This window comes from Zeimonas arvi, from assembly GCF_008039575.1.
Taxonomy (GTDB): Bacteria; Pseudomonadota; Gammaproteobacteria; order Burkholderiales; family Burkholderiaceae_E; genus Zeimonas; species Zeimonas arvi.
This window is the reverse complement of sequence record NZ_VDUY01000004.1, coordinates 25,538-46,465: the sequence shown is the minus strand read 5'-3', so window position 1 is coordinate 46,465 and position 20,928 is coordinate 25,538. Positions and strand designations below refer to the sequence as shown.

Here is a 20,928-nt window from a genome sequence, read left to right as displayed (position 1 = left end):
GTGGATCGCAGCCCGCCGCCGTTCTTCAAGCAGGGCCCGTCCGCCAACGTAAGACTTGCGTTCTTCTCGCTGCTGGCGATCGCGCTGCTGATCGTCGATGCGCGCTTCGAGACCATGTCGAAGCTGCGTCAGGGGATCGCGACCGTGCTCTACCCGGTCCAGCGCACGCTGCTGGTGCCGCGCGAGCTCGCGGGCACGGCCGGCGGGTACTTCGTCGAGATCGACCGGCTGCGCGCCGAGAATGCCGAGATGCGCCGCATCGAGGCGACCAATGCCCGGACCCTGCTCCAGGCCGAGCAGCTCGCCAGCGAGAACGCCCAGCTGCGGCAGCTGCTCGGCATGCGCGAGCGCACGCCGGTGCGCACCACGGTGGCCGAGGTGCTCTACGATGCCCGTGACGCCTTCTCGCGCACGCTCGTGGTGGACCGCGGCCAGCAGCACGGGGTGCAGGCCGGCCAGCCGGTCATCGACGCGCACGGCGTGATCGGCCAGGTGACGCGCGCGCACCCGCTGTCCAGCGAGGTGACGCTGGTCACCGATCGCAACTCCACGGTGCCGGTCGAGGTGCGCCGCACCGGGGCCCGCACGCTGGCCTGGGGCGGCAGCCTGCCCGGCACGATCGAACTGCGCTTCCTGCCGGTGGTCACCGACATCCGCGAGGGCGACGAGCTGGTCACCTCCGGGCTGGACGGCCTCTTCCCGCCGGGCCTGCCGGTGGGCCGGGTCAGCTCGGTCGCGCCCGGGTCGACCTCGGCCTTCCTGAGCGTGCGGGCGACCCCGGCGGCGCGCGTGGAACGCACGAAGCTGCTGCTGATCCTGCTGGCCGAGCCGCCCGCGCAGGCGCCGCCCGCCCCGGAACCGAAGGACTCGAGCGCGCGCCGCGCGCGAAGGGGCTGAACCATGCCGATGCCGCCGCAATACCTGCTGCTGCCAGCCAGCCGGGCCTTCATCACCTTCTCGCTGATCGCCGCCTTCGTGCTGAACCTGCTGCCCTGGGGCCGGATCCCGGGCGTGCCGGACTTCATGGCGCTCGCGCTGGTCTTCTGGAACATCCACCAGCCGCGGATGGTCGGCATCGGCATCGCCTTCCTGTTCGGCCTGCTGCTCGACGTGCACGACGCCTCGCTGCTCGGCCAGCACGCGCTCGCCTACACGCTGCTCTCCTACGGCGCGATGAGCCTTCACCGCAGGGTGCCCTGGTTCGAGATGCCGGCGCAGATGCTGCACGTGCTGCCGCTCTTCCTGCTCGCCCAGGCGGTCACGCTGGTGGTGCGGCTGGCCGTGGGCGGCGACTTCCCCGGATGGGGCTGGTTCCTGCCGGGCATCGCCACCACGCTGCTGTGGCCGTTGGCCGACCTGCTGCTGCTGGCGCCGCAGCGCCGCGCGGTCGACCGCGACGAGAACCGGCCGATCTGAGGCAGCGCCGGCGATGGTCGAAGTCCGGAACCCCGAACGCGAGCTGCGCCGGCTCAGGCTGCGGCTCGTCGCCGCGATGCTGTTCGTGGTGGCCTGCTTCGGGCTGCTCGTCGCGCGCTTCGCGTGGCTGCAGGTGCACCGCTACGAGGACTTCCACGCGCAGGCCGAGGAGAACAGGATCTCGCTGCTGCCGGTGCCGCCTTCGCGCGGGCTGATCTACGACCGCAACGGCGTGCTGCTCGCCGAGAACGTGTCGGCCTACACGCTCGAGCTCTCGCCCAAGCGGATCGGCTATGCGAAGCTCGACGCCACGATCGACGCGCTGACCCGGATCGTCGAGGTCACGCCGCTCGAGCGGCGCCGGTTCAAGCGGCTGGCCGACGAGAACCGCAGGGCCGACAGCCTGCCGCTGAAGACCCGGCTGACCGACGAGGAAGTGGCCCGGCTCGCGGTGCAGCGCTACCGCCTGCCGGGCGTGGAGATCCGGGCGCGGCTGTTCCGCCACTACCCGCTCGGCGAGACCGCCGCGCACGTGCTCGGCTACATCGGCCGGATATCGATCGACGACCAGAAGCGGCTCGAGGACCAGGAGCTGCTGTCGCGCTACGCGGGCTCCACGCACATCGGCAAGCTGGGCGCCGAACTGTCCTACGAGCGCGAGCTGCACGGCAAGCCGGGCGTCGAGGAGGTCGAGGTCTCGGCGGGCGGCCGCGTGGTGCGCACGCTGTCGCAGACGCCGCCGCAGCCGGGCGCCAATCTGTACCTGTCGATCGACATCCGGCTGCAGAAGCTGGCCGAGGACGTGTACGCCGGACGACGCGGCGCGCTGGTCGCGATCGAACCGAAGACCGGCGACGTGCTGGCGATGGTGTCGAGCCCCTCCTTCGACCCGAACCTGTTCATCGACGGCATCGACACGCAGACCTGGCAGGCGCTCAACGAGAACCCCGACCTGCCGCTGCTCAACCGGCCCTTGCGCGGCGCCTACCCGCCCGGGTCGACCTACAAGCCCTTCGTGGCGCTGGCCACGCTGAGCGCCGGCCTGGTCAGGCCCGGCGACACGATCAGCGACCCGGGGTACTTCCAGCTGGGCAACCACCGCTTCCGCGACTCGCGGCCCGGCGGCCAGGGCACCGTGGACCTGCGAAAGTCGATCGTGGTGTCGAGCGACACCTACTACTACAAGCTCGCCTACGAGATCGGCGTCGACAAGCTGCACGACCTGATGAAGCCCTGGGGCTTCGGCCAGCTGACCGGCATCGACCTGGAGCACGAGACCGCCGGCATCCTGCCATCCTCGGCCTGGAAGATGCGCCGCTACAAGAAGCGCTGGCTGCCGGGCGAAACGCCGTCGATCGGCATCGGCCAGGGCTACAACGCCTTCACGATCCTGCAGCTCGCGCACGCCACCGCCACGCTGGCCAACGGCGGCGTGGTGATGCGCCCGCACGTGGTGCGGGCGATCGAGGATCCGGCCACCCACGAGCGGCGGCAGATCGTCACCGGCGAGTCGAGCCGCATCCCGCTGCGCCCGGAACACCTCGAGCTGGTCAGGTCGGCGATGATCGAGGTCAATCGCTCGGGCACCGGCAGGCATGTGTTCGGCAAGGCGCCCTACTCCGTGGCCGGCAAGACCGGCACCTCGCAGGTGATCGGCATCAAGCAGGGCGAGCGCTACGACGCCAGGCGCATCGACGAGCGGCATCGCGACCACTCGCTGTTCGTCGCCTTCGCGCCGGCCGAAGCGCCCCGGATCGCGGTGGCGGCGATCGTGGAGAACGGCGGATTCGGCGCCCAGGCGGCGGCGCCGCTGGTGCGCGCGGTGCTCGACTACTACCTGCTCGGGAAGCTGCCCGACGACTTCCCCGGCGACGCCCTGCCGCCGCTGCCGGACGAGGCCGAGATGCGCGACATCCCGGAAAGCCTCGAACCCGAGACCGTGAATCCCCCCGAGGGCGAGCGCAGATGATCCACGAGAACCCGCCCCTGCTCACCCGGATCCGGCCCTGGGTCTTCGTGTTCGACGGCCCCCTCGCGGTCGGACTGGCCCTGCTCGTGGGGATCAGCCTGGTCACGATGTACTCGGCGGCCAGCGACTACGACGGCCGGATGTTCGACCACGTCCGCAACCTGTCGCTCGCATTCGTCGTGATGTGGGCGGCCGCCTGCCTGCCGCTGCCGTGGATGATGCGCTCGGCGGTGCCGCTCTACCTGCTGGGCGTCGCCCTGTTGATCGCGGTGGCGCTGTTCGGGGACATCGCGAAGGGCGCCCGGCGCTGGCTCGACCTGGGCGTGACGCGAATCCAGCCCTCCGAGCTGATGAAGATCGCCATGCCGCTGATGCTCGCCTGGTGGTTCCAGAACCGCGAAGGCGTCCGGCGCTGGTACGACTTCGCGATCGCCACGGTGCTGCTGCTCGTGCCGGTGCTGCTGATCGCCCGCCAGCCGGACCTGGGCACGGCGCTGCTGGTGTCTGCTGCCGGTCTCTACGTGATCTTCTTCGCCGGCCTGCCCTGGAAGGTGATCGCCGGCGGGATCGTGGCGGGGCTCGCCGCGCTGCCCCTGCTGTGGAGCGTGATGCACGACTACCAGAAGCACCGGGTGATGATGCTGCTGGACCCGACCTCGGACCCGCTCGGCAAGGGCTTCCACATCATCCAGTCGACGATCGCGGTCGGCTCGGGCGGCATCTGGGGGAAGGGATGGATGGAGGGCACCCAGGCGCACCTGGAGTTCGTGCCCGAGCGCACCACCGACTTCGTCTTCGCGGTCTTCGCCGAGGAGTTCGGCCTGGTCGGCAACGGCGTGCTGCTGCTCGTGTACCTGCTGGTCATCGGCCGCGGACTGGTGATCGCCGCCAGCGGGGCCAGCGTGTTCGCCCGGCTGCTGGCCGGCGCGATCACGCTGATCTTCTTCACCTACGCCTTCGTGAACATGGGCATGGTGACCGGTGTGCTGCCGGTGGTGGGGGTGCCGCTGCCGCTGATGTCCTACGGCGGCACCGCCATGGTCACGCTCGGGCTCGGCCTGGGCCTGCTGATGAGCATCAGCCGGCAACGCCGGCTGGTGCAGAGCTGAACCGCGAGCCTCAGCCGCCGGCCACCTCGAGCATGATCTTGCCGATGTGGGTCGACGACTCCATCAGCGCATGCGCCGCCGCGGCCTCGGCCAACGGATAGACCTTGTGGATGACCGGCAGCGCGCGGCCCTGCTCGAGCAGCGGCCAGACCTGCGCGCGCAGCGCATCGGCGATCGCGGCCTTGTCGGCGGCGCTGCGCGGACGCAGTGTGGAGCCGGTGAAGGTCAGGCGACGCGTCATCAGCGTGGTCCAGTCCACCTCGACCCTGGGCGCCTGAAGGAAGGCGATCTGCACCAGGCGGCCGTCCAGCGCCAGCGATTTCAGGTTGCGGCCGATGTAGTCGCCGCCCACCATGTCGAGGATCAGGTCCACCCCCTTCTTGTCGGTGAGCCGCCCGATCTCCTCGACGAAGTCCTGCTCGCGGTAGTTGATCGCGGCGGAGGCGCCGACGTCCAGGCAGACCTTCGCCTTCTGCGCGTTGCCCACCGTGGTGTACACGGTGGCCCCGCGCGCGGCCGCCAGCTGGATGGCGGTCAGGCCGATGCCCGACGAGCCGCCGTGCACCAGGAAGGTCTCGCCCGCGGCCAGGCGGCCGCGCTCGAACACGTTGGTCCAGACGGTGAAGTAGTTCTCCGGGATCGCGGCAGCCTGCAGCAGCGAAAGTCCCTTCGGCACCGGCAGCGCCTGCCCCTCGGGCGCCACGGCGTACTCGGCGTAACCCCCGCCGTTGGTCAGCGCGCAGACCTTGTCGCCGATCCTCCATTTCGAGGCGCCGTCGCCGAGCGCGACCACCTCGCCCGCCACCTCGAGGCCGATGAAGGGCGACGCGCCCGGCGGCGGCGGATACTTGCCCTGGCGCTGGATCACGTCCGGGCGATTGACCCCGGCGTAGGCCACGCGGATCAGCACCTCGCCCGGGCCGGGCGCCGGCAACGGGCCCTCGGCAGCCCTGAGGACCTCGGGCGCGCCGCCGGCGCCATGGTCGATGTAACGCATCGTCTGGGGGATCTGGGTCATGTTTGCGGATGATTCCGGTTGATGCGGGCTTGCGACAGTCTGCCGGCTCGCTCATAGTGGGCCCCGACCGAACGGCGGGGAGAAGGAAGTTGCCAACCTTACACAATTCCTCCGGAAGCGACTACGCGTACATCCCGGGCGGCCTGCCGTTCTCCTCCGCGGTCGTTGCACTGCCCGGTTTCGAGATCGTCCGCGCCCGCTTCGCGCGGCCGCTGCCGGTGGCCACCGGCTTCGACGCGATCGCCGCGCACCTGCGCGAGCACGGCCGGCCGCTCACCGCGCTGTGCGCGGCCGAACTGCGCTCCCCGGAGCCCTTCTCCTTCGACGGCTTCGCCGAGTTCAATGCATCGTGGGTCGGCACCCTGCGGCGCTGGGGCCTGGTGCGGCAGGAAGGCAATCCGGTGGCGCGCAGCAACGTGTGCCCGGTGCACCAGCCGCCGGCGGCTCCGGTCTTCCACGCCTTCTGCTACACGGTACCCTCGGCGGCCGCCCAGGCGGGCCTGCTCACCACCTCCGACCACTCCGAGCGCGCCCCGGGGCCCCGCAGCTTCGTGCTGGCCGGGTACGCGGAGTGGGCCGAGGGGACGGCTTTTCCTGACGGCATCGTGGCGCGCGGCGACCGGTCGAGCGCCGGGCTCGAGCAGAAGGCCGCATTCGTGCTCGACACGCTGCAGCGGCGATGCCTGCAGTTGGGCGGCGACTGGCGGGCGCTCACCGCGGTGCAGGTCTACACCGAGCACGACATCGGACCGCTGGTGGCCAGCCAGTTCGCGCCGCGCGGCCTGCTGCCGCTGGGTTTGCACTGGTACCCGTGCAAACCGCCGGTGCAAGGGCTGGAGTTCGAGATCGACGCGCGCTGCGTGCGGCGGGAACTGGTCATCGACTGAGGTCGTGTCCCTGTCACGACGCCATTCGGATCGGGACACGTTCTCGCAGTCTCCCGTTCTCGTCAGCGTCATCATCATGGACGCAGGACTCTCGGCCGATCAGGCCGGCTTGTCCCGTCTCTTGCGGATCGCCGCCACGCTTCGCGCCAGCGCGGCCAGCATTGCGATGTCGCCTTTGCCTACATGGGCCCCGTGGTGCTGCCACACGTCCTTCAGCGCGTACACGTAGCTCACCGTGAAGCTGGCCGACGGCCCCGTCAGGCTTGATCGCGTCCGGCATCGTCGCCCTCCGCCAGGAGGGTGGCGCCGGGCAGCGCAGCATCCCGAGCTCCTCATCGAGTTGGTCACCTGCTCGCAGCAGGTCAACGTCAACCGGCGCGAGGCCGGCGTCTTCGTGAGCTTCTTCGAGCCCGGCGGCCGAGGCATGACCGGCCGGCGGGTCGACAACCTTGCCCTGAGCCGGTACGGCGCCGAGGCCTGCTTTCGCGAGCACGGCCGCCCGGCCTCGGTGGCCGGCCTCGATCGCCACTGGTTCGCCGGCTATCTGGAAGACATGATCCAGGTCGACGCTGTGCACTGGCTCGATGAGGTGATCGTCGATCCGAGGACGCGGCTCCGCTCGAACAGCATGACCGCGCAGGCGACCGCCGCATCGGTCGGCATGGGGCGGAGCCGCTGCCGCGTTTCTCGGTCGAGAACGAGCCGGCAGCAGGCCCGTTCCGGCCCGCCGGCAGGGTTCGTTCGATCCGGCGTGCAGACCTGCGGCATCTGCGTCTCGAAGCCGCAATAGAGCATCTGGTACAGCCGAGTCCGGCTCGGTCGATCACCACTGAGATCCCTGCCCGACCAAGGGCTGACGTCTCGCAGGAAAGGGATGCGCGCCCGATACTTCGGCGACGCGCCACGCCGACACAGGCATCGCCCCGACAATCCGTTCGGCCGCGCGAGATGACACCAGAAATGCGCACAGTAGTGTGCGGATTCTCTGCTTGTCCCCTGCGACCCCAGGCGCATCATTGCCGAGTGGTCATCGCAGGCGACTCGACATCAGGAGACTCACGTGTCGGAACGCGCTCCAGGCAAGAACTACGACGTCGCAAGCATCATTGAAGTTGCCCGAAGCGCAGACGTGTGGGTTCGGGAGTTCACGGTGCAGATCGGAGAAGAGGTGCCATGGCATCGTCACAGCGAGGTTCGTGATCGCTGCTACGGCCTGGAGGGCCTGGTCCGCGTCCAGTTTGTCAATCCCCGCGACAGCGTCGAATCCCTGCTGCTCGCCCCGGGAGAATCCTGTGACCTGCCACCTGGCACTGCCCATCGGCTCACCTGCGCACAGGGGAACCGAGCGCGCTATCTCCTCGTCCAGACGGGTTCCTACGATTTCGTGAAGGTTCAGTCGCCCGAATGAGCCCTGCGGCCAAGCGGAAGCGACCTGCCACCCCAAGCCGGAAGGAGCCGAGATGAATCTTCCCGTACGCCACCGCGTCGCAACGCTGTCACGCCGTCGATTCCTCGCCATGGCCGCCGCGCTGGGCGCCGCGCCGAAGGCCAGCGCGGCGAACGACTTCCCCTCGCGCGCAATAAGGATACTTGTCGGGTTCTCTGCGGGCAGTCCGTCGGACCTCCTTGCCAGGGGCGTCGCCGAGAAGATGCAGAACCACCTCGGCCAGCCAGTCGTTGTCGAGAACAAGCCCGGGGCCGGCGGGATCATAGCGGCCCGCAGCCTCTTGAGCGCACCCGCCGATGGCTACACCCTGCTCGTGGTGTCCGCCGCGCATGCGGCCGCCCCGGTCGTGACCCGCAACCTCGGATTCGATCCCGTACGCGATCTCGCCGGGATCACCAGGATCGCGAACGTACCCAGCCTGTTGGTGGTCAGCCCCGCGCTCGGCGTCAAGAGCCTGGCCGAACTGCTCGGGCGAATGCGCGAGGCGCCAGGAAAGCTGAACTTCTCGTCCCCGGGAAAAGGCAGCGCGAACCACTTCGCGGGCGAGTACATGCTTGCCGAGGCCGGCGTGGAGGCCATCCACATTCCGTACCGCGGCGTGCCCGAGGCCGTCTCCGCGGTCATGGCGGGGGACAGCCAGTTCTCCTTCGTCCCGATACCCAATGCCTTGCCGCTCATCGCGAGCGGCAAGCTGCTGGCGCTCGCAACCTCGACAGGCGAGAGGTCGAAGGTCGCCCCCGATCTGCCGACCGTGGCCGAAGCCGGCATATCGGGTTACCGGTTCGACCCGTGGTTCGGCCTGCTTGCAAGCGCCGGGGTGCCCGGCGAGGCACGGGCGACCCTGATCGCCGCCGCCGTGAAGTCCTTGTCGTCCCCGGACCTCGCGTCGCGCTTCGGAACCGCTGGCGCCGAAATCAGCGCTTTGCCGGGACGGCGCTTCGACGAGTACATCGAGAAGGAGATTGCGAAGTTCAGGTACATCGCGACCCGGGCTAAGATCGAGCCAACCTGAGCGACGCAGGTGTCGGGGTCGCGGGCATCGAGGCACGCAATGCCAGACCCTCACAAGGGTCGGTGAGGCTTGGCTTGGGCTGCGCCGAGGGAGCCGAGTTGGGCGGATCTTCGTACGCCAGGCTCGCCATGGTCGGGGCCCAGACTCCATCCCCCCCGTCCTTGACCGTCCGCGCCGGACGGTATTAGGCTTTGACCCGAGGCGCCGGCCCGTCCGGCGCCGCCGAATCCGACAGCGGTTCGCGCATGACCGACCACCCCCGGGCCCGAGTTGCCCGGTTCGGCAGCCGGCATCGCTCGAGGAGAGGCAGCCGCCACTCGCGGCTCACGGGGGCGCGGTAGACATCCGCGCCCCTTTCTTTTGCGGCAGCCCGACTCGCCACCGCCCCACCGCAGCACCGCCATGCCGACCTCGTCCCCTTCCCCCTTCCCCGTTCCCCCTTCGCCTCCCTCATCCGCCGACCGCCTCGTCACCGCCGCGCTTGCGCTGCGCGACCGGATCGACACAATGCGCTTCTCGGCGCCGGTTGCTCACGTCTACGACCCGCTGGACTATGCCTGGGCGGGTCACGAGGCCTATCTTCGGCGCTTCGGCGGCGGCCGCAAGCGGGTCGTCTTCCTCGGCATGAATCCCGGGCCCTTCGGGATGATGCAGACCGGCGTGCCCTTCGGCGAGGTGGCGGCCGTGCGCGACTGGATGGGCATCGAGGCGCCGATCGGCCGTCCCGCCGCCGAGCACCCGAAGCGACCGATCGAGGGATTCGCCTGCGGGCGATCCGAAGTGAGCGGTCGCAGACTGTGGAGCTGGGCTGCGGAGCGCTTCGGCGCGGCGGAGCGCTTCTTCTCGGAGTGCTTCGTGCTGAACTACTGCCCGCTGGTCTTCCTGGAGGCGGGCGGCCGCAACCTCACGCCCGACAAGCTGCCGACGGCCGAACTCGGCCCCTTGCAGCAGGCCTGCGATGCCCACCTGCGCGCGGCGCTGGCGGCCTTGCAGCCGGACTGGGTCATCGGCATCGGGGTCTGGTCGATGAAACGGGCCCTGGCCGCGCTGGGCGGCGATGCGGCCGGCAGTCGCGGCGCCGACGCGGCCCCGGCCGAGGCCCTGCCCTCGTCCCGCCGCCCGCGCATCGATACCATCCTGCACCCGAGCCCGGCCTCGCCCGCCGCGAACCGGGGTTGGGCGCCCGCGGTCGACAAGCGCCTGGCCGAACTGGGCGTGTTCGACCGATGACCCGGATCCTCACCATCACGCCGAACCCGGCCCTCGACCTCTCGACCACGACCGAGACGGTCAGGGACACGAGCAAGCTTCGCTGCACCGCGGCCCGCTTCGACCCCGGCGGCGGCGGGATCAACGTGGCCCGTGTCGTCCGGCGGCTCGGCGGCGACTGCCTCGCCGTGTTTCCGGTGGGCGGCGCAACCGGGCAGCGCCTGCGGGGCTTGCTCGAGGAGGAGGACCTTCCCTGCCACTGTGTCGACATCGCCGGAGAGACGCGGGAGAGCTTCTCGGTTCGCGAGCGCTCCACCGGCCGCGACTTCCGCTTCGTGTTGCCGGGCCCCGAGCTCGCGCCGGCCGAGTGGCAGGCCTGCCTCGACGCGCTCGCGACGCATGCGAGACCGGGCGGCTTCGTGGTCACGAGCGGCAGCCTCCCGCCGGGCGCGCCCGCCGACTTTCACGCGCGGGTGGCGCAGCGGGCGCGCGCTGTCGGCTGCCGGGTGGCCGTCGACGCCTCCGGTCTGCCGCTCGCCGAGGCGCTGAGGGCCGGCGTGGACCTGGTCAAGCCGAGTCTGCGGGAGTTGCGCGAGCTGACCGGACTGCCGCTCGCCACCGAACCGGAACGGCTGGCGGCCGCACGCGCGCTCGTGCGAGACGGGCGGGCCGGCATCGTGGCCTTGTCGCTGGGCGCCGAAGGCGCGCTGCTGGTCGGCGCCGGCACCGAGCTGCGCGCCCCGCCGGTGCCGGTCGAGGTCGCCACCACGGTCGGCGCCGGAGACAGCTTCCTGGCCGGCCTGATCTGCGTGCTGGCCTGCGGCGAGCCGCTCGAAGAGGCCTTCCGGACCGGCATGGCGGCGAGCGCCGCCGCCCTGCTGGGCCTCGGCACCACGCTCTGCCGGGCATCGGACGTGCGGCGGCTGCGCGAGGCGGTGACGATCGCGCGCATCTGAGCGCTGCGCCCGCTGGACCGCGGGGCGCTCGAACGGCGCCCGGGTCGCCGCGAGTTGACGTTTACGTAAAGTGTCGACGATGATCCACGCATGGCGACCTACACGATCAGCGAGCTGGCGCGGGAGTTCGACGTCACCCCGCGGACGATCCGCTTCTACGAGGACCAGGGGCTGCTGGCCCCCGAGCGCACGGGCACCGGGGGACGGCAGCGGGTCTACTCGCAGCGCGACCGCACCCGGCTCAAGCTCACGCTGCGCGGCAAGCGGCTCGGCCTGTCGCTGTCCGAGGTCCGCGACCTGATCGACATGTACGACTCGCCGTCGGGCACCGTCGCCCAGCTCGAGAGCTTCCTCGCGGTGCTCGCGCGGCACCGCCGCACCCTCGAGCAGCAGCTGCGCGACCTGAACGAGACGCTGGCCGAGATCCGCACCCATGAGGCCCGCGCCCGCAGCCTGCTGGCAGAGCACGGCAAATGATGTTTACGTTGACGTTAACGTAAACTACCGCGGGCGCCCCGGCGAGCCGCGCCGTCGCGGCCCGGATCCGCGAGGCCGGGCGTACGATCACGGCTGGGCCCAGGCACGATTCCCCGAGACACGCTCCCCAAGGAGACCGATTTCATGGTGACGATCCCCGGACTGCAGTTCGACCTCGGCGAGGACATCTCGATGCTGCGCGACGCGCTGCAGCAGTTCACCGCGAACGAGATCACCCCGCGCGCCGGCGAGATCGACCGCAGCGACCAGTTCCCGATGGACCTGTGGCGCAAGTTCGGCGAGTTGGGCGTGCTCGGCATGACGGTTCCCGAGGAGTACGGCGGCACCGACATGGGCTACCTGGCGCACATCGTGGCCATGGAGGAGATCTCGCGCGGCTCGGCCGCGGTGGGCCTGTCCTATGGCGCGCACTCGAACCTCTGCGTGAACCAGATCAACCGCAACGGCACCGCCGAGCAGAAGCGCAGGTACCTGCCCAAGCTGGTCTCCGGCGAATGGGTGGGCGCGCTGGCGATGTCCGAGCCGAACGCCGGCTCCGACGTCGTCTCGATGAAGCTGCGCGCCGACTTCCGCGGCGACCGCTGGGTCCTGAACGGCTCGAAGATGTGGATCACCAACGGCCCCGACGCCGACGTGCTGGTGGTCTACGCCAAGAACGACATCGAGGCCGGCCCGCGCGGCATCACCGCCTTCCTGATCGAGAAGGGCTTCAAGGGCTTCTCGGTGGCGCAGAAGCTCGACAAGCTGGGCATGCGCGGCAGCCACACCGGCGAGCTGGTGTTCGAGGACTGCGAGGTGCCCGCCGAGAACGTGCTGGGCGGCCTGGGCGAGGACCCGCTGACCGGCGTGGGCCGCGGCGTGAACGTGCTGATGAGCGGGCTGGACTTCGAGCGCGCGGTGCTCTCCGGCGGCCCCCTGGGGATCATGTCTGCCTGCATGGACGCGGTGGTGCCCTACGTGCACGATCGCAAGCAGTTCGGCCAGCCGATCGGCGAGTTCCAGCTGATGCAGGGCAAGCTCGCCGACATGTACACCACCATGATGGCCACCCGTGCCTACGTCTACGAGGTGGGCAAGCAGTGCGACCGCTCGCGCGGGGGCAAGGTCGACGTGCGCAGCCTGCGCAAGGACGCCGCCGGCGCGATCCTGTTCGCCGCCGAGAAGGCCACCTGGATGGCTGGCGAGGCCATCCAGTGCCTGGGCGGCAACGGCTACATCAACGACTACCCGACCGGGCGGCTGTGGCGCGACGCCAAGCTCTACGAGATCGGCGCCGGCACCTCGGAGATCCGCCGGATGCTGATCGGCCGCGAACTCTTCGGCGAGACCCGCTGAGCGCATCGCCATGAAGCCCGCCGCGCCCGTCGCGATGCTGCCGGCCGCGATCGCCCGCGCGGTCCTGGCGGGCTTCGACCGGCACTACGGACTGTTCCGCTACAACGCGCAGCAGGCCAAGGCGCGCTTCGAGCGCGGCGACTGGCATGCCATCCGCAGGCTCGCCAGCGAGCGGATCGCGTTCTACGACCAGCGGGTGCGCGAGGCGGCCACGCGGATCGAGCACGAGTTCGGCGCCATTTCCGGCCCCGACGGATCGGGGGGCGCCGCGCTCCCGGATCCCGCCGGGGCGGCCGCGGCCCAGGATCCGCTGTGGCAGCAGGTCAGGCGCGAGTACGTGGCGCTGCTGGCCGAGCACCGGCAGCCGGAACTCGCCGAGACCTTCTTCAACTCGGTCTGCGCCAAGATCCTGCACCGCACCTACTTCCACAACGCGTTCATCTTCGTGCGGCCGGCGGTCGCCACCGACTACCTCGACTCGGAGCCGCCGTCCTACCGCGTCCACTACCCGCTGGCCGAGGGCTGGCAGCCGGCCCTGCACAGGATGATCGTCGACCTGGGTTTCGCCTGTCCCTTCGTGGACGTGGACCGCGACCTCGACCTGGTCCTGCAGACGCTCGAGGCCCAGGTGCTGGGCGAGGAAGCGCCCGCGGTGGACTGCCAGCTGCAGGTGCTGCGCGGCCTGTTCTTCCGCAACAAGGGCGCCTACCTGATCGGCCGCGTGGTGAACGACAGCGAGCTGATCCCGTTCGCGATTCCGATCCTGCGCGACTCGCAGGGCCGCCTCTACCTCGACGCGCTGCTGGTGGGCAGCGACCGCATCGAGGCGCTGTTCAACTTCTCGCGCGCCTACTTCATGGTCGACATGGACGTGCCCTCGGCCTACGTGCGCTTCCTGAAGACGCTGATGCCCACCAAGCCAGAGTCCGAGCTCTACACGATGCTCGGCCTGGCCAAGCAGGGCAAGACGCTCTTCTATCGCGACCTGCTGCAGCACCTGCACAATTCGCACGACCGCTTCATCCTGGCGCCGGGCATCCGCGGGCTGGTGATGCTGGTGTTCACCCTGCCCTCCTTCCCTTACGTGTTCAAGCTCATCCGCGACAAGCGCGGCAAGGACGTGAGCCGCGAGCACATCGAGGAGCGCTACCAGCTGGTGAAGTTCCACGACCGCGTGGGGCGGATGGCCGACACCTGGGAATACTCCGGCGTGCCCTTCCCGAAATCGCGGGTGGACACCCGGCTCCTGCAGGAGCTGCTCGACAGTGCGCCCTCGATGATCGAGGACGACGGCGATTCCATCGTGATCCGCCACCTGTACATCGAGCGGCGCATGGTGCCGCTCAACCTCCACCTCGAGCGCGCCGACGACGCCGAGCGCGAGCGCGCGGTCATCGAGTACGGCCAGGCGATCAAGGAAATGGTGGCGGCGAACATCTTCCCCGGCGACATGCTCTACAAGAACTTCGGCATGACCCGCCAGGGCCGGGTCGTGTTCTACGATTACGACGAGATCGCCTACCTGACCGACTGCAATTTCCGCCGCATCCCCGAGGCGCGCACCCCCGAGGACGAGATGGCCTCCGAGCCCTGGTACCCGGTGGCGCCGAACGACGTTTTCCCCGAGGAGTTCGGCACCTTCCTGCTGGGCGACCCGCGCGTGCGCAGGGCCTTCATGGCCCATCACGCCGACCTCCTCGACCCGCAGTACTGGCAGCTGCGCCAGCGCCGCGTGCGCGCCGGGCTGCTCGAAGACGTGTTTCCCTACCCCGACGCGCTACGCTTCCGGCACCGGCTCGCCCCGGCCGGGGGCAGCACCGACGCGGCCACCGGCGCCGCTGCGGCGCCGGCCGCGCCTTCCTCCAACGCCCCTCTTTCCAGGAGTCTCACATGAGCGATCCCGTCGTCATCGTTTCCGTCGCCCGCACGCCCATCGGCGCCATGATGGGCGAGCTGTCCGGCCTGGCCGGCCACCAGCTCGGCAGCATCGCGATCAAGGCCGCGGTGGAGCGCGCCGGTCTGAAGCCGGAACAGGTCCAGGAAGTCATCATGGGCTGCGTGCTGCCCGCGGGCCAGGGCCAGGCGCCGGCGCGCCAGGCCACGCTGAATGCCGGCCTGCCCGCCTCTTCCGGCGCCACCACGATCAACAAGGTCTGCGGCTCCGGCATGAAGGCCGCGATGCTCGCGCACGACCTGCTGGTGGCCGGCAGCCAGGACATCGTCGTGGCCGGCGGCATGGAGAGCATGAGCAACGCGCCCTACATGATGCTCAAGGGACGCGGCGGCTACCGCTACGGCCACGGCACCCTGTTCGACCACATGGCCTACGACGGCCTGGAAGACGCCTACGAGAAGACGCCCAACGGCGGCGGCAAGTCGATGGGCCAGTTCGCCGAGGACTGCGCGAACAAGTACACATTCACCCGGGAGGAGCAGGACGCCTATGCGATCGAGTCCACCCGCCGCGCACTGGCCGCCAACACCGACGGCTCCTTCTCCTGGGAGATCGCGCCGGTGACCGTGTCCGGCCGCAAGGGCGACGTGATCATCGACAAGGACGAGTCCCCGTTCAAGGCCAACCCGGACAAGATCCCGTCGCTCAAGCCCGCCTTCCGCAAGGACGGAACGGTCACTGCCGCGACCTCGTCGTCGATCTCCGACGGCGCCGCCGCGATGGTCATGATGCGCGAGTCCACCGCGAAGAAGCTCGGCCTGAAGCCGGTCGCGAAGGTCGTCGCCCACGCCACGCACTCGCAGGCGCCGCAGTGGTTCACCACCGCCCCGGTCGGCGCGATCGACAAGGTCTGCAAGAAGGCCGGCTGGACCGCCAAGGACGTGGATCTCTTCGAGATCAACGAGGCCTTCGCGGTGGTGGCCATGGCGGCAATGAAGGAGCACGGACTGCCGCACGACAAGGTGAACGTGAACGGCGGCGCGGTGGCGCTGGGCCACCCGATCGGCTGCTCGGGGGCGCGCCTGATCGTCACGCTGATCGGCGCGCTGCGCAAGCGCGGCGGCAAGCGCGGCATCGCGTCGCTGTGCATCGGCGGCGGCGAGGCCACCGCGCTGGCCGTCGAGCTGGCCTGAGCGGCGGAGGCGCGAGCGCATGCCCTCGGCCCTGATCCTCGGCGCCTCGCGCGGCATCGGCCTGGAGTTCGCCAGGCAGTACCTGGCCGCGGGCTGGACCGTGCACGCCACCCACCGCAGCGAGCCCGACCGGCTCAAGCTGCGCGACCTGGGCGCCCACACGCTGAAGCTCGACGTGCTCGACCCGGGCGAACTGGCCGGCGTGGCCTGGCAGCTCGACGGCGAGCGGCTCGATGTGGTCGTGGTGAACGCGGGCGTCTACGGCCCCCGCACCAGCAACCTGCAGAAGCCGCCGACCGACGAGGAGTTCAAGCTGGTGATGCGCACCAACGTGCTCGCGCCGATGCGCTTCATCCCGATCGTGGGGCCGCTGCTGGCGCCCGCGCGCGGCACGCTGGCCATCCTGTCGAGCCGCATGGGCTCGATCTCCGAAGCCGGCGCGAGCTACGGGATGCTGTACCGCGTGTCGAAGGCCGCCGAGAACATGGTGGCCAAGCTCGCGCACGCCGAGCTCTCGCCCACCGGCGTGCGGGTGCTGGCGCTGCACCCGGGCTGGGTGCGCACCGACATGGGCGGGCCGAACGCCGACGTGGCGGTCGAGGACAGCGTGGCCGGCATGCGCCGGGTCATCGGCGACCCGATGGCCTGGCCGGGCGGCAGCTTCCTCGATTACCGCGGCCAATCCCTTGCGTGGTGACGCCATGATCCTGAACGAAGACCAGACGATGATCCGCGACGCGGTGCGCGACTTCGTGCGCGAGCAGGTCGCGCCGAACGCAGCCGCCTGGGACCGCGGCTGCACCTTCCCGGCCGACGCGCTGAAGGGCCTGGCCGCGCTCGGCTGCTACGGCGTGGCGGTGCCCGAGCAGTGGGGCGGCGCGGGGCTGGACTACCGGTCGCTCGCGATCGTGCTCGAGGAGATCGCCGCCGGCGACGGCGCGACCAGCACCGTCGTGTCGGTCAACAACTGCCCGGTCTGCTCGATCCTGATGGCCTTCGGCAGCGACGCGCAGAAGGACCGCTGGCTGCGCCCGCTCGCGTCCGGCGAGATGCTCGGCGCCTTCTGCCTGACCGAGCCGCAGGTGGGCTCCGATGCCTCGGGGCTCAAGACCACCGCGACCCGCGACGACGGCCACTGGGTGCTGAACGGCGTCAAGCAGTTCATCACCTCCGGCAAGCACGCCGATGTCGCCATCGTGATGGCGGTCACCGACCGCGAGGCCGGCAAGCGCGGGATCTCGGCCTTCCTGGTGCCCACCGGCACGCCCGGCTACATCGTGGCGCGGCTCGAGGACAAGGTCGGCCAGCATGCGTCGGACACCGCGCAGATCGTGTTCGAGAACTGCCGCGTGCCGGCCGCGAACATGGTCGGCGAGGAGGGCCAGGGCTACCGGATCGCGCTGTCGGGGCTCGAAGGCGGGCGCATCGGCATCGCCTCGCAATCGGTCGGCATGGCGCGCGCGGCCTTCGAGGCGGCGCTCGCCTATTCGAAGGAGCGGATCGCCTTCGGCCGGCCGATCTTCGACCACCAGGCGGTGAACTTCCGGCTGGCCGACATGGCCACCCGCATCGAGGCGGCGCGCCAGCTGATCCTGCACGCGGCCTCGCTCAAGGACGCCGGCAGGCCCTGCCTGAAGGAGGCCGCCATGGCCAAGCTGTTCGCCTCGGAGATGGCCGAGAAGGTCTGCTCCGACGCCATCCAGATCCACGGCGGCTACGGCTACGTGAGCGACTACCCGGTGGAGCGGATCTGGCGCGACGTGCGCGTGTGCCAGATCTACGAAGGCACCAGCGACATCCAGCGCATCCTGATCGGGCGGGCGCTGGCGCAGGAAGGGGCTTGAAACGATGAGCGAGTACACGCTGTACTGCTTCGCCCAGTCGGGCAACGCCTACAAGGCGGCGCTGATGCTGAACCTGTGCGGGGCCGACTGGCAGCCGCGATTCGTGGACTTCTTCAAGGGCGAGACCCGGACGCCGGCCTATCGGGCGATCAACCCGATGGGCGAGGTGCCGGTGCTCGAGCACGACGGACGCAGGCTCGCGCAGTCCGGCGCGATCCTCGATTACCTCGCCGATCGATTCGGCCGCTTCGGCTGGAAGGACGACGACGAGCGCCGCGAGGTGCTGCGCTGGCTGCTGTTCGACAACCACAAGCTGACCAGCTACATCGCCACGCTGCGCTTCATGCTGCAGTTCGCGAAGACCGGCGAGACACCGGTCACCGAATGGCTGCGCAGCCGCATCAAGCCGGCGCTGTCGGTGCTCGAAACGCAACTCGGCAGCCGCCCCTTCGCAGTGGGCGAGGCGCCCACGATCGCCGACCTGTCGCTGTGCGGCTACCTGTTCTGGCCCGACGAGTTCGGCGTGGAATGGGCCGACTGGCCGAACATTTCCGCCTGGCTGGACAGGATCCGGGCACTGCCAGGCTGGGTGCACCCCTACGAGCTGATGCCCGGGCATCCGCTGCCGGCGAAGCGCTGAGCGGCAGCCGGCCCGCCCGCGGCAGCCGCGCGCACCGGATGCCCGGAAGTAATTAAACGGTCAGCTGTTCAATTAATCGACTATACTTTCCCTTCCCGGGGACACCCGAACTGCCCACGCACCCAAGGCCATGGCTCGAACCACCGGCTCCGACGGCGCCCGCACCGAGGAAGCGATCCGCGAAGCCGCGGTCGCCCTGATCGCGGCGCGCGGCTTCGAGGCGACCACGCTGCGCGAGATCGCCGACAAGGTCGGCGTGCAGCCGGGCACCATCTACCGGTACTTCCCCAGCAAGGCGCAGCTGCTGGTCGCGCTGCTGGTCGAGCACCTCGAGTACCTGCTCGAGAGCTGGTCCACGGCCCAGCCGCGCACCGACGACCCGGTCGAGCGGCTGCGCGCCTTCGTCGCCTTCCACATCCGCTCGCACACGCTGCGCCGGCGCGAGGCCTTCGTGGCCAACATGGAGCTGCGCAGCCTGTCGCCGGCCGACCGCGCGCGCGTGGTCGCGCTGCGCCGTCGCTACGAGGACCTGCTCACCGGGATCCTGCGCGACGGCATCGCGCGCGGCGCCTTCCGGCTGCCCGACGCGCGCATCGCCACCTTCGCGATCCTCGCGATGCTCACCGGCGTGGGCGCCTGGTACCGCGAAGGCGGCCGGCTCGACAAGCACGCGCTGATCGACACCTACACCCGCCTGACGCTGCAATGCGCCGGCGCGGAATCGGCGCCGCCCGCGGCCGCCGCACGCACGACCCGGCGCCAGGCCCTTGCCCTGGCGAAGACGACCGCATAGCCCCCCGACACGAACGGACATCCGATGGCCAAGATCGAATCCAGGCTGAATCCCCGCGACGAACAGTTCCAGTCCAACGCGCAGGCGATGCGCGCGCTGGTCGGCGAGCTGCACGTGAAGCTCGCCAGGACCGCCGAGGGCGGCGGCGAGGCCGCCCGCGCCAAGCACGCGGCGCGCGGCAAGCTGCTGCCCCGCGAGCGCGTGCAGCTGCTGCTCGATCCGGGCTCGCCCTTCCTCGAGCTCTCGCCGATGGCGGCGCACGGCATGTACAACGACGACGCGCCGGCGGCAGGCATCATCACCGGCATCGGCCGGGTGGCCGGCACCGAGTGCCTGGTCGTGTGCAACGACGCCACGGTCAAGGGCGGCACCTACTACCCGATGACCGTCAAGAAGCACCTGCGCGCGCAGGAGGTGGCCCGCGAGAACAACCTGCCCTGCATCTACCTGGTGGACTCGGGCGGCGCCAACCTGCCCAACCAGGACGAGGTCTTCCCCGACCGCGAGCACTTCGGGCGCATCTTCTACAACCAGGCCACGATGTCGGCCCAGGGCATCCCGCAGATCGCGGTGGTGATGGGCTCGTGCACCGCGGGCGGCGCCTACGTGCCGGCAATGAGCGACGAGGCCATCATCGTGAAGGAGCAGGGCACGATCTTCCTGGGCGGCCCGCCGCTGGTGAAGGCGGCCACCGGCGAGGTGGTCAGCGCCGAGGACCTGGGCGGCGGCGACGTGCACACCCGGCTCTCGGGCGTCGCGGACCATCTGGCGCAGAACGACGCCCACGCGCTGGCGCTGGCCCGCCGCGCGGTCGCGAACCTGAACCGGCGCAAGCCCCGGCAGCTCGACCTGGGCGAGCCGGTCGAGCCGGCCTACCCGGCCGACGAGCTCTACGGCGTGATCCCCACCGACACCCGCAAGCCCTGGGACGTGCGCGAGGTGATCGCGCGCATCGTGGACGGCTCCGAGTTCGACGAGTTCAAGGCGCGCTACGGCACCACGCTGGTCACCGGCTTCGCCCGCATCCACGGCATGCCGGTGGGCATCGTGGCGAACAACGGCATCCTGTTCTCGGAGTCCGCGAACAAGGGCGCGCACTTCATCGAGCTGTGCGCGCAGCGCAAGATCCCGCTGGTGTTCCTGCAGAACATCACCGGCTTCATGGTGGGCCGCAAGTACGAGAACGAGGGCATCGCGCGGGCCGGCGCCAAGCTGGTCACCGCGGTGGCCTGCGCGCAGGTGCCCAAGTTCACCGTGATCATCGGCGGCTCCTTCGGCGCCGGCAACTACGGCATGTGCGGCCGGGCCTACTCGCCGCGCTTCCTCTGGATGTGGCCCAACGCGCGGATCAGCGTGATGGGCGGCGAGCAGGCCGCCTCGGTGCTGGCCACCGTGCGGCGCGACGGCATCGAGGCGCGCGGCGGCAGCTGGAGCGCCGACGAGGAAGAAGCCTTCAAGGCGCCGATCCGCGACCAGTACGAACGCCAGGGCCACCCCTATTACGCCACCGCGCGGCTCTGGGACGACGGCATCATCGACCCGGCCGACACGCGCCGCGTGCTGGCGCTCGGCCTGTCGGCCGCGCTGAACGCGCCGATCCCGGAAACGCGCTTCGGCGTGTTTCGCATTTGACGCGCTTCGGCGTGTTCCGCATCTGAGCCCCGGACCTTTCCGGCCTCTCACGCACCCGATACCGAACCGACCTTCG

General features: G+C 70.2%; 21 protein-coding genes. 19 read left to right on the top strand and 2 right to left on the bottom strand.

The features are described from left to right. Genes mreC through rodA form a run of 4 tightly spaced genes read left to right on the top strand, consistent with a single transcriptional unit; the run spans position 1 to position 4,494 of the window. Complete coding sequence (gene mreC / locus FHP08_RS10485; RefSeq protein WP_147704418.1) at positions 1–897, top strand: rod shape-determining protein MreC; 897 nt, start codon at positions 1–3, stop codon at positions 895–897. A 9-nt stretch (positions 898–906) separates the two neighbouring features. After that, a complete protein-coding gene (gene mreD / locus FHP08_RS10480; RefSeq protein ID WP_147704776.1) occupies positions 907–1,416 on the top strand; it encodes a rod shape-determining protein MreD in 510 nt (169 codons plus the stop codon). A gap of 13 nt (positions 1,417–1,429) precedes the next feature. Further along, positions 1,430–3,385 carry a penicillin-binding protein 2 gene (gene mrdA / locus FHP08_RS10475; RefSeq protein ID WP_147704417.1) on the top strand — a complete coding sequence of 652 codons (1,956 nt, stop codon included), beginning with the start codon at positions 1,430–1,432 and terminating at the stop codon, positions 3,383–3,385. Then, entirely contained in the window at positions 3,382–4,494 is a 1,113-nt protein-coding gene (gene rodA / locus FHP08_RS10470) for a rod shape-determining protein RodA (protein ID WP_147704416.1), read from the top strand. The genes mrdA and rodA overlap by 4 nt, the downstream gene beginning before the upstream one ends. Positions 4,495–4,504: 10 nt before the next feature. Here rodA and FHP08_RS10465 read toward each other — a convergent pair whose 3' ends face one another. Further along, entirely contained in the window at positions 4,505–5,491 is a 987-nt protein-coding gene (locus tag FHP08_RS10465) for an NAD(P)H-quinone oxidoreductase (protein WP_222707880.1), read from the bottom strand. Between the two features lie 110 nt (positions 5,492–5,601). Between FHP08_RS10465 and cnbZ the strand changes: the two genes are divergently transcribed. Beyond that, a complete protein-coding gene (cnbZ, locus tag FHP08_RS10460; RefSeq protein WP_147704414.1) occupies positions 5,602–6,399 on the top strand; it encodes a 2-amino-5-chloromuconate deaminase CnbZ in 798 nt (265 codons plus the stop codon). Between the two features lie 99 nt (positions 6,400–6,498). Here cnbZ and FHP08_RS18745 read toward each other — a convergent pair whose 3' ends face one another. Further along, a complete protein-coding gene (locus tag FHP08_RS18745) occupies positions 6,499–6,633 on the bottom strand; it encodes a hypothetical protein (RefSeq protein WP_267285492.1) in 135 nt (44 codons plus the stop codon). Positions 6,634–6,739: 106 nt separating this feature from the next. Here FHP08_RS18745 and FHP08_RS10455 point away from each other — a divergent pair, with 106 nt between their 5' ends. The 14 genes from FHP08_RS10455 (at position 6,740) to FHP08_RS10385 (ending at position 20,852) form a co-directional block, all read left to right on the top strand. Beyond that, on the top strand, positions 6,740–7,189 hold the full coding sequence (locus FHP08_RS10455) for a type 2 periplasmic-binding domain-containing protein (RefSeq protein ID WP_147704413.1): 450 nt from the start codon (positions 6,740–6,742) through the stop codon (positions 7,187–7,189). Between the two features lie 270 nt (positions 7,190–7,459). After that, entirely contained in the window at positions 7,460–7,807 is a 348-nt protein-coding gene (locus tag FHP08_RS10450) for a cupin domain-containing protein (protein ID WP_187272251.1), read from the top strand. 52 nt (positions 7,808–7,859) lie between these two features. Then, positions 7,860–8,858 carry a tripartite tricarboxylate transporter substrate binding protein gene (locus tag FHP08_RS10445; protein WP_147704411.1) on the top strand — a complete coding sequence of 333 codons (999 nt, stop codon included), beginning with the start codon at positions 7,860–7,862 and terminating at the stop codon, positions 8,856–8,858. Positions 8,859–9,365: 507 nt separating this feature from the next. Then, positions 9,366–10,088, top strand: coding sequence for a uracil-DNA glycosylase family protein (locus FHP08_RS10435; RefSeq protein WP_222707866.1), 723 nt, complete (start codon positions 9,366–9,368; stop codon positions 10,086–10,088). Beyond that, positions 10,085–11,023 (top strand): 1-phosphofructokinase family hexose kinase, encoded by a 939-nt coding sequence (locus FHP08_RS10430; protein WP_147704408.1) that lies wholly within the window; start codon positions 10,085–10,087, stop codon positions 11,021–11,023. The genes FHP08_RS10435 and FHP08_RS10430 overlap by 4 nt, the downstream gene beginning before the upstream one ends. Before the next feature lie 90 nt (positions 11,024–11,113). Continuing rightward, positions 11,114–11,500 (top strand): MerR family transcriptional regulator, encoded by a 387-nt coding sequence (locus FHP08_RS10425; protein WP_147704407.1) that lies wholly within the window; start codon positions 11,114–11,116, stop codon positions 11,498–11,500. Positions 11,501–11,644: 144 nt separating this feature from the next. After that, complete coding sequence (locus FHP08_RS10420) at positions 11,645–12,856, top strand: isovaleryl-CoA dehydrogenase (protein WP_147704406.1); 1,212 nt, start codon at positions 11,645–11,647, stop codon at positions 12,854–12,856. 10 nt (positions 12,857–12,866) lie between these two features. After that, on the top strand, positions 12,867–14,750 hold the full coding sequence (aceK, locus tag FHP08_RS10415) for a bifunctional isocitrate dehydrogenase kinase/phosphatase (RefSeq protein WP_147704405.1): 1,884 nt from the start codon (positions 12,867–12,869) through the stop codon (positions 14,748–14,750). After that, on the top strand, positions 14,747–15,943 hold the full coding sequence (locus FHP08_RS10410) for an acetyl-CoA C-acetyltransferase (RefSeq protein WP_147704404.1): 1,197 nt from the start codon (positions 14,747–14,749) through the stop codon (positions 15,941–15,943). The genes aceK and FHP08_RS10410 overlap by 4 nt, the downstream gene beginning before the upstream one ends. A 19-nt stretch (positions 15,944–15,962) precedes the next feature. Then, positions 15,963–16,640 carry an SDR family oxidoreductase gene (locus FHP08_RS10405; protein ID WP_147704403.1) on the top strand — a complete coding sequence of 226 codons (678 nt, stop codon included), beginning with the start codon at positions 15,963–15,965 and terminating at the stop codon, positions 16,638–16,640. 4 nt (positions 16,641–16,644) lie between these two features. Beyond that, positions 16,645–17,787 carry an acyl-CoA dehydrogenase family protein gene (locus FHP08_RS10400; RefSeq protein WP_147704402.1) on the top strand — a complete coding sequence of 381 codons (1,143 nt, stop codon included), beginning with the start codon at positions 16,645–16,647 and terminating at the stop codon, positions 17,785–17,787. Positions 17,788–17,791: 4 nt separating this feature from the next. Continuing rightward, on the top strand, positions 17,792–18,427 hold the full coding sequence (locus FHP08_RS10395) for a glutathione S-transferase family protein (protein ID WP_147704401.1): 636 nt from the start codon (positions 17,792–17,794) through the stop codon (positions 18,425–18,427). A gap of 130 nt (positions 18,428–18,557) precedes the next feature. Beyond that, positions 18,558–19,220, top strand: coding sequence for a TetR/AcrR family transcriptional regulator (locus FHP08_RS10390; protein ID WP_147704400.1), 663 nt, complete (start codon positions 18,558–18,560; stop codon positions 19,218–19,220). Positions 19,221–19,244: 24 nt separating this feature from the next. Further along, a complete protein-coding gene (locus tag FHP08_RS10385; RefSeq protein ID WP_147704399.1) occupies positions 19,245–20,852 on the top strand; it encodes a carboxyl transferase domain-containing protein in 1,608 nt (535 codons plus the stop codon). Positions 20,853–20,928 lie beyond the last annotated feature (76 nt).